This is a genomic window from Streptomyces sp. NPDC002884 (assembly GCF_040295245.1).
GTDB lineage: Bacteria > Actinomycetota > Actinomycetes > Streptomycetales > Streptomycetaceae > Streptomyces.
On the sequence record NZ_JBEOVB010000041.1, the window covers coordinates 1 to 12,720 of the forward strand.

The 12,720-nt window shown below is 72.1% G+C and carries 9 protein-coding genes; 8 read left to right on the forward strand and 1 reads right to left on the reverse strand.

Annotated features, from left to right (window positions below; all coding sequences use genetic code 11):
* Positions 1-65 precede the first annotated feature (65 nt).
* Positions 66-4,052 (reverse strand): type VII secretion protein EccCa, encoded by a 3,987-nt coding sequence (gene eccCa, locus ABT070_RS40650; protein ID WP_351767984.1) that lies wholly within the window; start codon positions 4,050-4,052, stop codon positions 66-68.
* 543 nt (positions 4,053-4,595) lie between these two features.
* Between eccCa and eccD the strand changes: the two genes are divergently transcribed.
* The 8 genes from eccD (at position 4,596) to ABT070_RS40690 (ending at position 12,704) form a co-directional block, all read left to right on the forward strand.
* Entirely contained in the window at positions 4,596-5,990 is a 1,395-nt protein-coding gene (eccD, locus tag ABT070_RS40655; protein ID WP_351767985.1) for a type VII secretion integral membrane protein EccD, read from the forward strand.
* A 141-nt stretch (positions 5,991-6,131) separates the two neighbouring features.
* Positions 6,132-7,691: a type VII secretion protein EccB gene (gene eccB, locus ABT070_RS40660; RefSeq protein ID WP_351767986.1), complete on the forward strand. Its 1,560-nt coding sequence runs from the start codon at positions 6,132-6,134 to the stop codon at positions 7,689-7,691.
* Between the two features lie 95 nt (positions 7,692-7,786).
* Positions 7,787-8,131 carry a hypothetical protein gene (locus ABT070_RS40665; RefSeq protein ID WP_351767987.1) on the forward strand — a complete coding sequence of 115 codons (345 nt, stop codon included), beginning with the start codon at positions 7,787-7,789 and terminating at the stop codon, positions 8,129-8,131.
* A gap of 75 nt (positions 8,132-8,206) precedes the next feature.
* Positions 8,207-8,512 (forward strand): WXG100 family type VII secretion target, encoded by a 306-nt coding sequence (locus ABT070_RS40670; RefSeq protein ID WP_351767988.1) that lies wholly within the window; start codon positions 8,207-8,209, stop codon positions 8,510-8,512.
* Positions 8,513-8,707: 195 nt separating this feature from the next.
* Entirely contained in the window at positions 8,708-9,139 is a 432-nt protein-coding gene (locus ABT070_RS40675) for a type VII secretion system-associated protein (RefSeq protein WP_351767989.1), read from the forward strand.
* A gap of 32 nt (positions 9,140-9,171) precedes the next feature.
* Positions 9,172-11,829: an AAWKG family protein gene (locus ABT070_RS40680; RefSeq protein WP_351767990.1), complete on the forward strand. Its 2,658-nt coding sequence runs from the start codon at positions 9,172-9,174 to the stop codon at positions 11,827-11,829.
* Between the two features lie 35 nt (positions 11,830-11,864).
* Complete coding sequence (locus ABT070_RS40685) at positions 11,865-12,311, forward strand: YbaB/EbfC family nucleoid-associated protein (protein ID WP_351767991.1); 447 nt, start codon at positions 11,865-11,867, stop codon at positions 12,309-12,311.
* Between the two features lie 57 nt (positions 12,312-12,368).
* Positions 12,369-12,704 carry a hypothetical protein gene (locus tag ABT070_RS40690; RefSeq protein WP_351767992.1) on the forward strand — a complete coding sequence of 112 codons (336 nt, stop codon included), beginning with the start codon at positions 12,369-12,371 and terminating at the stop codon, positions 12,702-12,704.
* Positions 12,705-12,720: the final 16 nt, after the last annotated feature.

Consider the following 12,720-nt stretch of genomic DNA (forward strand, 5'->3'; position numbering starts at 1 on the left):
CCCGGGGCGGGCGCACCCGGGGCGGGGGGTGGGCCCCGGCCGGGGGGCCGGGCCCCTCCACGGTGTCAGTCCTTGTCCAGCAGGGCCGTCTGCACCTGGAAGGTCTTGCGGCGGGTGATGCGCAGCGCCCGGCCCGGCACCAGGACACGGGGCTTGACGCTGCCGAACAGATACCCCTCGGACGGCGGGCAGGACATCAGCAGGCCCGGGGTGTTGATCTCCAGCATCCGGCGCAGGACCGGGTCGCCCAGGCCGCGTCCGGCGCCCGCGGCGGACCGCGTCACCACCAGATGGAAACCGACCTCGTAGCCGAGCGCCAGGAAGTCCAGCAGCGGTTCGAACGGGCTGCGCCCGAGGGGCGCGTTGATCAGGTCGTAGTCGTCGACCAGGACGAACAGGGTCGGCCCCTGCCACCAGTCCCGCAGCCGCATCCGGGACGGCGCGATGTCCGGACCCGGCATCCGGGTGCGCAGCGCGCGGGCCGCGCCGTCGGCCAGTTCCCGCAGCTGGTCCACGGAGACCGCGTGGCCGAGCCGGTACTCCTGCGGCACCGCCTCGACGAGCTCCCGCCGGTAGTCGACGACGAGGACCCGCGCCTCGGCGGGCGTGTAGCGCTCGGTGATGCCCTGCGCGACCAGCCGGAGCAGATTGGTCTTGCCGGTCTCGGCGTCACCGACGACCACCAGATGGGGGTGCTCGGAGAAGTCGTGCCAGGCCGGGGCCAGCTTGTCCTCCTCCACACCGAGCGCGACGCGCAGATCGCCCTCGGCGGGCGGCAGTCCGGTGGCGGAGAGCCGTACCGGCAGCATCCGCACGGGAGGCGCCGGGGGCCCCGCCCAGTGCTCGGCGACGGACCCGACGACCTGCGCGACGCCCTCCGCCAGGTCCTCCTGGTCCTGCACGCCGTCCAGCCGCGGCAGCGCGGCGAGGAAGTGCAGCTTGGTCTCGGGGGTCAGACCGCGGCCCGGCACCCGGGGCACCGAGCGGGCCCGCCGGATGTCGATCACCGACTCCATTGGGTCGCCCATCTTCAGCTCCAGGCGGGTGCCCACCTGATCCCTGACCTGAGCGGCGAGTTCGACCCACCGGGTGGTGGTGACGACGAGGTGCACACCGTAGTTCAGGCCGCGCAGGGCGAACTGCGACAGGGTGGCCACATGGTCGAGGAAGTCCTGGCGCAGGGTGCCCCAGCCGTCCACGACCAGGAACACGTCGCCGTACGGCTCGTCGGGGAACTCCCCGGCCGCCCGCCGCTTGCGGTACGTCGCCATGGAGTCGATGCCGTGCTCCAGGAAGAACCGTTCGCGTTCGGCCAGCAGTGAGGCCACCGCCGCGACGGTCCGGCCGATCCGCTCCCCGTCGACATGGGCCGCGACCCCGCCGACATGGGGCAGTCCGGTGAGCCCGGTCAGACTGCCGCCGCCGAAGTCCAGGCAGTAGAACTGCACTTCGCGGGGGGTGTGGGTGAGGGCGAGGGCGGTGATCAGCGTGCGCACCAGGGTCGACTTGCCGCTCTGGGGGCCGCCCGCGATCGCCACATGGCCGCCCGCCCCGGACAGATCGACCACGAGGGGGTCCCGGCGCTGCTCGAACGGCCGGTCCACGATGCCGATCGGGACCCGCAGACCGCCCCGCGGCACCGCCGACGCCCCGGACCCGCCGGCCGGGACGGTCAGACCGCGTTCGGCGTCCGGCGCCGTCGGCGACAGCAACCGGTCCAGGGTCGGCGGCAGCCCGAGCGGCGGCAGCCACACCTGGCGGGCCGCGGGACCCGAGTCGCGCAGCCGGTCCACGGCCGTGGCGAGCAGGCTCCGGGCGTTCGCCTCCTCCGCGGCGGCGGCCTCCGCCTCCGCCCGCACCACCGACTCGGGCAGCTGTCGTGGCGCGATCCAGCCGACGCTCCAGGGGGTGACCTGCCCGGCCACCTGCGCACGGGCCAGCGCGCCGCGCCGGCGCCGGTAGGTCCCGGAGACGTACGCGGCCCGGAACCGGGTCAGCGCCTCCACCCCGCTCTTGAGATAGCCGCTGCCCGGCTGGGAGGGGAGCTGGTAGGCGTCGGGCACCCCGAGCACACCCCGGCTCTCCATGGCGGAGAAGGTGCGCAGGCCGATGCGGTAGGAGAGATGGCTCTCCAGCTGGTGCATCCTGCCCTCGTCCAGGCGCTGGGAGGCCAGCAGCAGATGGACCCCCAGGGACCGCCCGAGGCGGCCGATCATGACGAACAGCTCCATGAACTCGCCGTGCGCCGCGAGCAGTTCGCTGAACTCGTCCACGACGACGAACAGGCTCGGCAGCGGCTCGAGAGGGGTGCCCGTGGCACGCGCCCGCTCGTACTCCAGGGCCGAGGTGTAGTTGCCCGCGGCCCGCAGCAGTTCCTGACGGCGGATCAGTTCGCCGTGCAGGGCGTCCTGCATACGGGAGACGAGCGCGACCTCGTCCGCCAGGTTGGTGATCACCGCGGAGGTGTGCGGGAGTTCCTCCAGGCCCAGGAAGGTCGCACCGCCCTTGAAGTCGACGAGCACGAAGTTCAGGGTCTGCGAGGAGTGGGTCAGCGCCAGCCCGAGGACGAGGGTGCGCAGCAGTTCGCTCTTGCCGGAGCCGGTGGCGCCGATGAGCATGCCGTGCGGGCCCATGCCGCCCTGCGCCGACTCCTTGATGTCCAGTTCGACGGGCGCCCCGTCCGCGCCGACCGCGATCGGCACCCGCAGCCGCTCGGCGGCCCCGGTGCGGGCGGCCCAGTAGCCCGCCGGATCGTGCCGGTGCAGGTCGGGGATGCCGAGCAGTGAGGTCAGCTGGATGTCGGAGGCGAGCGGTTCCGTGCTGTCGGTGGCCAGGCTCAGCCGGTACGGGGCGAGCAGCGCGGCCAGCGTCCGGGCCGCCGCCGGGCCCATCCGGTCGGGGCGGCCGAGCGCGGTGGTCTGCTCCTGGCGGCTGCGGTCGGTCCGCACCAGGCGCAGTTCGGGGTCGCCGAAGTCCAGGCGCAGCGTCGTCCGGCCTGGCCGCCAGGTCAGCGCGCCCGAGAGGTCGACGGTGACGCTGTTGCGGAAGCCCTGTCCGTCCAGCCGGTGCCCGGCCGGGATCCGGCCGCCGTCCACGACGATCACGGTGAACGGCTCCTCGCGCCCCGGCACCGCGTCCGGGTCGAAGGCCGGCCGCTCCCCGAACTCGGCGCCGAGCAGGTTCTCCAGCTCGGTGACCGACGGGGCGACCAGGCGGGCCGGTCCGGCGCCGTCACGGTCGTGCCGGTGCTGGGAGTGCGGCAGCCACTTCAGCCACTCCCAGTCGGCCCGCCGCTCGTCGGACACGCACAGCGCCACCCACAGGTCCTCCGGGGCGTGGAACGCGGCGAGCTGGGCCACCAGGGCGCGGGCGGCCGACCGGATGCGGTGTTCGTCGCCCCGGGTCAGCACCTTCGACCAGGCTCGCAGATAGACCGCGACGGGCTGGTCGGGGACGGTCGAGTAGGCGCGGATGAACCGGCGCAGGGCGTGTGCGCTCAGCGGTTCCAGGTCCTCGACGGGCTTCGTGGAGACCGGGCTGAGCCGTACGCCGAGACGCTGGTCACCGACGGCGATCCGCACCTCGGCGAAGTCGTCGTCGGCGGGGCGGCGTTCCCACAGCCGGGTGGTGCGCACCATCGACCAGAGCACGGCGGGGTCGGGATGGCGCCAGACCAGGGCCTCCCGCTGCTCGGTCACCGCGCGCCGGACCTTCTTGCGCACCTGCGCCAAGTACCGCAGATAGTCGCGCCGTTCACCCTTCGTACGGCGCTTGCGTTCACCCCGGCCGCGCATCATCTGGCCGACCAGCATGGCCACCATCGACAGCATCATCATGCCCATGGCGATATAGCTGAGGACGGAGTTCTCGCCCGGCCGCAGGAACATCACCAGCATCGACGCGGACATCATGCCCATGGGCAGGAAGGTCCAGACGGCGGACGAGTCCGCCTGCGTCTCCGGCAGGGTCGGCGGTTCCTGGAGCGCCAGTTCGCCCTGGGGCATGTCGGGTCCGCGGCGGCGGGCCGGCCTGCGGAAGAGTTCAACGGACAACGGGATGACGCTCCTTCGGTGGGGGTCCACAGGGTTCGGGTCCCTCCACGCGCTCCCGCCCGCGGACGGAGTACGGCGGATGCGGGGCGGACGCCGGGCCCGCTCGGGCGGACCGGACACCGGGCCGATCGCGGCACGGGCCCCGCCACCCGGTCCTCGCCCCGCCGGCCGACTCGCGCGGCCGGGAGCGTCACCACGAACCCCACCCGGGATCCTAGGCGGCCCCGAGTGCGTAAAAAGTGTTCGTCCCCGCAGGGGGAGTACGGCGGCCGTGGCCGGCTCCGGGGGGACGCACGCCGACGTCGCCGGTCAGTTTTCCCTCACACGCGCCTGCCTACGATCGCCCCCTCCGGACCCCTTCGCGTCCTTCGCGAAGCCCGGGCCCGCACGGCCGGCCGTCGGACTTCGAGAACAACGGTCCGAGAAGCGCTTCGAAGATTCGCCAAGAGCCCCAAAGCCCCAAGAGCCCAAGAGCCCAAGATCCCAAGAGCCCCGAAAAGCCTCAGAGTTGCTGAGAAAGGGCCGAAGAAGAAAGGCAGGAACGTGAGCGACAACGCGCTGGCCGGTCTCTGCCGCGTGAACATACGGACGTCCGAGCGGTCCGTCGATCTCGCCGTGCCCTCGGACGTCCCGATCGCCGATCTGCTGCCCGTCGTCATCGGCTACGCCGGCGACGACCTGGAGGAGTCCGGACTCGAACACGGCGGCTGGGTGCTCCAGCGGCTCGGCGGCACACCGTTGGATCTGGAGGCCACCGCCCAGTCCCTCGAACTGCGCGACGGCGACACCCTCTACCTGCGGCCGCGCGTCGAGACGCTGCCCGAGGCGCACTTCGACGACCTGGTGGACGGCATGGCCGCCACCCTGCGCGAGCGACCCCACCAGTGGTCCCAGGACGCGACCCGCTGGCTGCTGCGCACCCTGCTGGTGTGCTCCGTGGCCGTCGCCCTGGCGATCCTGGTGCTGCCCGGCGCCCCCGTCGCCCTGCGCGCGGCCACGTCGGCGCTGCTGGGCGTGCTCCTGCTCGCCGGGGCCGCCGCGGCCAGCCGTGCCATGTCCGACAACGGCACCGCCACCGCGCTCGCCCTGATGGCCGGCCCCTGCCTGGGCGCCGCCGGCTGGCTGCTGCCCGTACTGGGCGCGGGGGACGGCGCGGCCTCGGCCGGCAGCAGACTGCTGTCCGCCGCCGCTGCTTCGGCGGCGGGTGCGGGACTCGCCCTGATCCTGATCTCGGGCCCGGCCCGCTTCTTCCTCGCCTCGGCCGTGGTCGCGGTCGCCGTCTGGCTGGCCGGACTGCTCATGGTCCTCGCCGGACTGTCGGCCGCGCACGCCGCCGCGCTCGTCGCCGTCGTCGCCACGCTGCTCGGCGCGAGCGTCCCGGCCGTCTCGTTCTGGCTCGCGGGCCTGCGGATGCCCCCGCTGCCCACCAACGCCGAGGAACTCCAGCAGGGCATCGACCCCGAACCCGGCGAGCGCCTCGTCGTCCGCACGATCCGCGCCGAGGGCTGGATGACCGCCCTGTACGGAGCGGTGGGCGTGATCTGCGCCGGCGCCCTCACCACCTTGGGCAGGGAGCCCACCACCCCGGCCCGCGTCACCACCCTCGTCCTCGCCCTGCTGCTCACCCTGCACAGCCGGGGCATCGGCAACGCCGTGCAGCGCGTTTCGGTGCTGCTGCCCGGCCTGTGGGGCGCGGCCGTCCTGGTCGTGTCCCTCGGCCTGCGCTCCGGCACCGCGGACCGGCTGCTGCTGGTCGTGCTGCTGTCCGGTCTGGCCGCCGCACTGGCCGTGCTGTGCTGGGCGCTGCCGGGCCGCCGCCTCGTCCCGCACTGGGGGAGAGCGGCCGAACTGCTGCACTCGGCATCGGCGATCGCCCTGCTGCCGCTGGTCCTGTGGGTGCTCGGCGTCTACGGCCGGATGCGCGGCGTCTTCGGCTGACCGGCGGGAGCGGGTCGACCGGGCCGGGAAACCGGCGAACCGCCGGCGGGACGTGCCGACGACGGAGCCTCAGAAGAACAGAACACAGAAGAACAGAACACACAAGAACAGAGCCACGGACGAGAAGGAAGGGAGGATCCGGTGCAGTCCAAGCGCGACCAGGTCGAGGCGCACGTCTTCATGATGAGCCGCCTGACCTCCGGCATGCTGCTCACCGATCCGGACGCGCCGGAGAGCCCGATGGGCCGCACCAGCCGCGGCGCCGCCTGGGGACTGCTGCTGGGCGCGCTGGGCGCGGCGGGCTGTGTCCTGTTCGGCGTGATGTCACCCGGCGGCGACGACTCCTGGAGGAGCGCCGACGCCGTCATCGTCCGCAAGGACACCGGCACCCGGTACATCTACCAGGACGGTGTCCTGCACCCGATCCGCAACTACGCCTCGGCACGGCTGATCGGCGGCTCGGACCTCGCCACCCGCATGGTCTCCGGCGCCTCCCTGGACGGCACTCCGCGCGGAGCCGCCGTGGGCATCTCCGGCGCCCCCGACGACCTGCCCGCCGCCTCGGACGTCAACGCGGGTCCCTGGCTGGTGTGTTCCGGGAGCTACCCGGCCGACGACGGCAAGAGGTCGGCCACCACCACCCTCGTCATCGGCTCCGAGCCGCCCGAGGGCGACGGGCTCACCACCGGGCAGGCCCTCCTGGTCACCTCCGCCGACGGTGAGCGGTTCCTGGTCTGGCACGGACGGCGGCTGCCGCTCGACACCGAGCACGGCGCACAGCGCGCCCTCGGCTACGGTGACGCCACCGCCCGCACGGTCTCGGCCGAGTTCCTCAACAGCCTTCCGCTGGGATCCGAGCTGGCGCCCCTCGACGTGCCCGGACGGGGCACGGCGGGCCCGTCGCTCGACGGGCACGCCACCCGCGTGGGCCAGGTGTTCACCGTGCAGGTCCCGGACGGCCCGGTCCGGTACTACCTGCTGACCGAGGAAGGCCTGCGCCCCGTCGACGCCACCCGGGCCGCGCTCGTGCTGGGTGATCCCCGTACCCGGAAGGACAGTTACGGCGGTGAGCCGCCGGCCGCGGTGGCGCTGGCCACCGACACCCTCGACGCCCATCTCACCCGCTCCGGCACCGCGGACACCGGTTCCGCGCAGTGGCCCTCGGGCCCGCCCCGGCTGGTGGAGCCCGCCGGGCGGCAGGACCTCTGTGTGCGCGTGGAGCCCGCGGACGGCGGTCCGGAGACGAGCGTCGCCGTGGTCTCCACCCTGGACGCCGCGCCCGCCGTGGCACCCGAGGGGGTGCGGGCCGCCTGTTCCCCCGTGGACGCCGTCGCGGTGCGGCCGGGCGCCGGAGCCGTGGTGCGCGCCCTCGGGGCGGGGGGCGGGGAACTGGGGGACACCACGTACCTGGTCACCGACACGGGAGTGAAGTACCGCCTGCCCTCGGGGCAGGCCGTCGCGGATCTCGGCTACGGCGGGACGGAACCGGCCGCCCTGCCCTCGACGCTCCTGGAGATGCTCCCGACCGGCCCCGACCTGGATCCCGACGCGGCCTCCGGCGCCACCGCCGCACGCACCACGCCGGCCGGGGGCTGCTCCGGCGTCCCGGCACGCGACGGCGCCGCCGGGACGCCGCAGGGACCCGCCGACGGCGCCCCCACCGGCCCGTCCGCCGGTCCGGCCGCGGGCAGGCAGGAGTGACCCCGGCCCGTCCCGGCCCGCCTCGCGAGCCGGGAGACATCAGGACCTACCGCACCCGACCGCACCCGATCGCACCCAGTGGAACGAGGTAACCCGTGAGCACACCGATCCAGCAGTCGTCACAGTCGTCGACGCTCCTCGGCATCAACGCCCTCACCAGCGCCCACGCGGGCATCCAGCGCTGCAAGACAGACGTGGACACCACCGCGGGCGGCCTGGCGACCAGTTACAGCTCCGCCTCCGAGGACGGCCGGGAGTTCCAGAAGCTGCTCCAGCAGTGGGACGCACAGGCGCAGATCATCCTCAACAAGCTGCAGGGCCTGATCAACAACCTGAACACCACGATGCAGCACCACAACGCCACCCAGTCGGCCAACACCGACATGGTGCGCACCTCGCAGAGCACGTCCGACTCCGCCTACAGCCAGCTGACGGGCTGAGCGCCAGGCCGGCCGACCGACCGACCCGTCCGACCGTCCGACGGGCAAACCACCCTTACGACCCGAGGAGTTGCCATGAGTGCCGACGGTGTCATCCATGTCGAGTACAACCACGTCGAGCAGGGCGTGGAGGACCTGATCCAGCAGACCAGGGCCATCGAGACCACGCTGGACAACCTGGAAGCCGAGCTGGGCGAACTGAAGGCCACCTGGCAGGGCGGCGACGCCCAGGCCTACACCGACGCGCAGCGCGACTGGAACAACGCGGTCATCGCCATGGAGCAACTGCTGATGTCCCACGCGACCCTGCTCGGCGAGGTGTCGAACAACTACCGGCAGACCGAGAACAGCCTCACCCAGATGTGGAGCGAGCTGTCCTGACGGCGGTCCGGAGCGCACCGCCGGCGGCCGTGCCGCACGTCCGCCGTGCCGCACGACCGCCGTGCCGTGCCGCGCCGCCGTCCGGCGGGGCGTCCCGACCACCCTCGGCGCGGGGGCCCGCCAGGAGACCCGGCGGACCCGCCAGACCTGTCGGACCTTTCAGACCCGTCAAGAGACCCGGAGGGGAGAAGAGACATGGCAGACCTCACGCACCTCGACGCGAGCCAGCTGACCTCGTTCGTCGACCACGAACTGACGACCTTCGGCGGAGACCTCACGAGAATCCGCAACGACACGGCCGACCAGCCGCCCGTCGAGTCGCTGTTCACCATTCACTCGGCGCTCAGCGCCACCCCCGACAAACAACTCGCCATCGGCCCCATGGGGACCGCCGGCACGGTGCACGGGGACGCCCTGCGCACCAACACGGTCGCGCTGATGAAGAACGTCGACCAGGTCTTCGTCAAGCAGAAGAAGCTGTTCAACGACATGGAGCGGGACCTCAGGGACACCGTGACGACCCTGCTCGACGCCTCCGGGTCCTCGTTGCAGGCCGTGGCCACCGACCGGTTCATCTCGTCCATGGCCGACGTCGGTCAGGACCTCGGCGGCACCGGCCTCGCCTGACCCCCCCCCACCCACCAGGAGTTCCCAGCACCATGGCAGACGAAGGCAAGTGGGAGCAGGCGGTCTACCTGCTGACCGGATGGAAGGTTCCGGCGAGGGGCTCCGTCACCAGCGACCTCCAGGGCAAGTCGAACCGGAACGGCGGCAGCGGCGAAGACGCCGTCGACACCCCCTGGTTCTCCGTGACCATCTCCAACGTCGGCAAGACCGACGCGACGGCCGCCGCCCAGCGGCTGGCCGCGGCTGGCGGGAACTACGTGCTGTTCTTCGCGGGCACCGGCGACGCGGGTCCGATGGAGAACGCGAAGTCCCTCAACCTGTATGTCGCGAAGGTCACTTATGCGTGGCAGACCGGCAGCGGCGTGAGCGGGACCAACTTCCACAAGTACGCCAACGGCGTCGCGTCGGCCCTGGACCAGCTGGCGGCCTCTCCCTGGAGGACCAACGGGTTCTCCTTCGACGGACTGGCCGTGACGGAGACCGACTCCGTCGACCTGGGCACCTTCTCCCACCGGGCCAAGTCCCTCGACCGGGCGAAACTCTTCTTCGAGGAGCACCAGACCCGGCTCGAGGGCTGGGTCGACGCCATGGGACGGGACAACGCGGCCTGGCAGGGCAACGCGGCCGGTGTCTTCGTCAACCTCCTCGACACCCTGCGCAAGCAGTACAAGCACTACGACGAGCAGCTGGCCCCGAACGGCTTCAGCACCCAGAGCGCGAGCGTCGTGGACGGCTACGCGAGCAAGACCTTCCAGGGCAACGGTCTGATAGAGGCGGAGCACGCCCTGAGCGCGGCCGTCAAAACGCTCAGGGACGCCTGGACCAAGTGGCACGGCGACCAGAACGGCACCACCACGGGCAAGGCGCCGGACGGCTCCGCCAACACCCCCGGCGGCCACTGGAACGCGGAGGACGTGATGCGTGAAGTCCTGGCCGAGATCAAGCAGTGGCTCGACGCGAACAACGCGGGCAAGGTGGTCACCCACTCCAACACCTACGGCACCTCCTACGGCGGCACCGAGTACTGGTACGACCTCATGGAGGGGTTCAAGGAGAACGTACCGGCGTACGGCAGCCTCACCGACCCGGCCAACTGGGCGAAGATCGGGCAGGAGGCGGTGGCCCGCTGGAACAACAACATCACCGCCCATCTGGACCCCGCGGCCGACACCGCGACGACGACCCTCAGCGGCGCCTGGTCGAAACTGATGAACACCGACTGGGACCCCGCGTACGGCTTCGAGGAGGCGCCGTCCGCCACGCTCACCACGACGGGCGGCACCGGCAACGGCAACAGCGACTCCGACTTCGGTGTCGACGACATCGCGGACATGCTGAACAACCAGAACTCCTCCGTCAACAACGCCCTCAACGACATCGCCTCGTCCACGAACGACGCGCTGAACGATGTGGGTTCGTCGACGAACGACGCGCTCAACGACATCCTGTCCGGCGGGAGTTCGAGCGGCACCGGCAGCGGCGGTACCGGCAGCGGCGGCATCGGCACCGACCTCAACAGCGATCTCAACGACATCCTCGGCGGCGACAGCCTGTCGGGCGACGGGACGGGAACCGACAGCGGCCTCGGCACCTCGCCCACCTACACCTCATTGCTCAACAACGCGCTCAACGGCATAGGTTCGTCCGGCTCCGGCACCACGAAGATCAACTCGGACGGCAGTATCACCGTCACCAACCCCGACGGCAGTACGACGACCACCAGCCCCGACGGCACCGAGGTCACCGAGTATCCGGACGGCAGCACTCTCACCACCGACCCGGACGGCCGGACCACCCTGGTCAACGCCGACGGCAGCACCTCCGTGCAGAACGCCGACGGCTCGGTGACCACCACCTATCCGGACGGCAGCGAGGTCACCCTCGACCCCGACGGCTCCTACACCGTCCAGGGCGCCGACGGCCAGGTCAGCGACCTCGACCTGAAGCCGGGCCAGACCGTCACCAACCCCGACGGCAGCACCACCACCCTGAACGCCGACGGCAGCATCACCACGAAATACCCCGACGGCCTGATCAGCACCCTCGAACCGGACGGCACCTACACCGTCGACGCCCCCGGCACCGGCGCGGTCGACACCTCCTCGCTGTCCCCGGACGGCTCGGACACGTCGACGAGTTCCGGCGCAGGCCTCAACAGCTCCGGCACCTCGACCGGAACCGGTCTGAACGGCGCGCTCGACGACCTGCTCAACGGGACCGCGTCCACCACCGGATCCGTCACGACCGGGACACAGGACGGCGACTTCCTCTACGACGACGTCCCCTACACCTCGTCGCTCTCCGGCGCGCTCGGCGGCCAGGTCTCGTCCGGCGACGGCCTCACCGGGTCGTCCGGTCTCAACCCCGGAGCGCTCGCCGCCGCCTCCCGCATGGGCGGCCTGGGCGGCGAGATGACCGCGGCCGAACGCGTCCGGTCCGGCTACGCCGACACCGACGCGGCCGGCAGCACCGCGCGCACCGCCGCCGCCCGGTCGGCCACGAGCACCGAACAGGCCGCGTCCCGGGCGACCACCAGCTCGGGGATGCCGTTCATGCCCCCCGGCGCGGGACAGGGCAGCCAGGCCACCCAGAGCGAGGGACGCACCCGCACCACCTGGCTCTCCGAGGACGAGGAGATCTGGGGCACCGACGAGGACGCGGCCCCCGCGGTCCTGGGCCGGGACGACTGAGCGCCACCCGAGCGCGGAACGCAAGGAGACAGACCATGGAATCCGTCGAGGAACGCCTCGCCAAGGCCCTGCAGGCCCTGGAGTCCACCAGGGCCGCGGTCGCCGACGCCGAGCAGCGACTGCGCGAGGCGTCCGTCACCGTGATGTCGAAGGACCGCTCGGTGGAGGTCACCGTGGGCGCCCAGGGAGACCTGCGGGCCCTGCGGTTCCACGACGGCAAATACCGGTCGATGGCCCCGGCCCAGCTCTCCGCCGTCCTGCTGGAGACGATCGGCCGGGCCCGCACCCGGATGTCCCGCCAGGTGGTGGACACCTACCGGCCGATCTCCGAGAACGTCCCCCGGCTCCCGGGGATGCCGGGCGCGGAGATCGACTGGGAGCGGCTGTTCGGCTCCGCCGACGACGAGGACGGCGCGGCCGCCCGGCGCAGGCAGGCAGGCAGGCTGCGCGACGAGATCGTGGAGGACCCGGCCCAGCCGTGAGGCGGACCGGGAAGCCCCGGCAGACCGTGAAGTCCCGAGGACCGAAGGAGAACCACCGTGGCGAGTTCGTTCGAGGCCAACCCCTATCTGACCCGCAGGGGCGCCCAGGTACTGGCGGACATCGCCGACCACGCCCATGCCCTGGTCGACGACCTCGAGCACTACCGGAACACGCTCACCGGCTGGGCGGGGGTCGACGACGACTACGCCGGTCAGGTCGGCCCGCAGATCAAGCGCAACTACCGCCAGACCCTCGGCTCCGGGCAGCAGGTCACCGAGGCCATCGTCTCCGTCGTCGGCAACACCGCCGGCACCGCGAGGCACGTCGAGCGCGCACAGAACGAGGCGTACGACGGCATAGCGGCCGAAGAGGCCCAGTACGGCAGGCACTGAGAGCAGGAAGTGAACC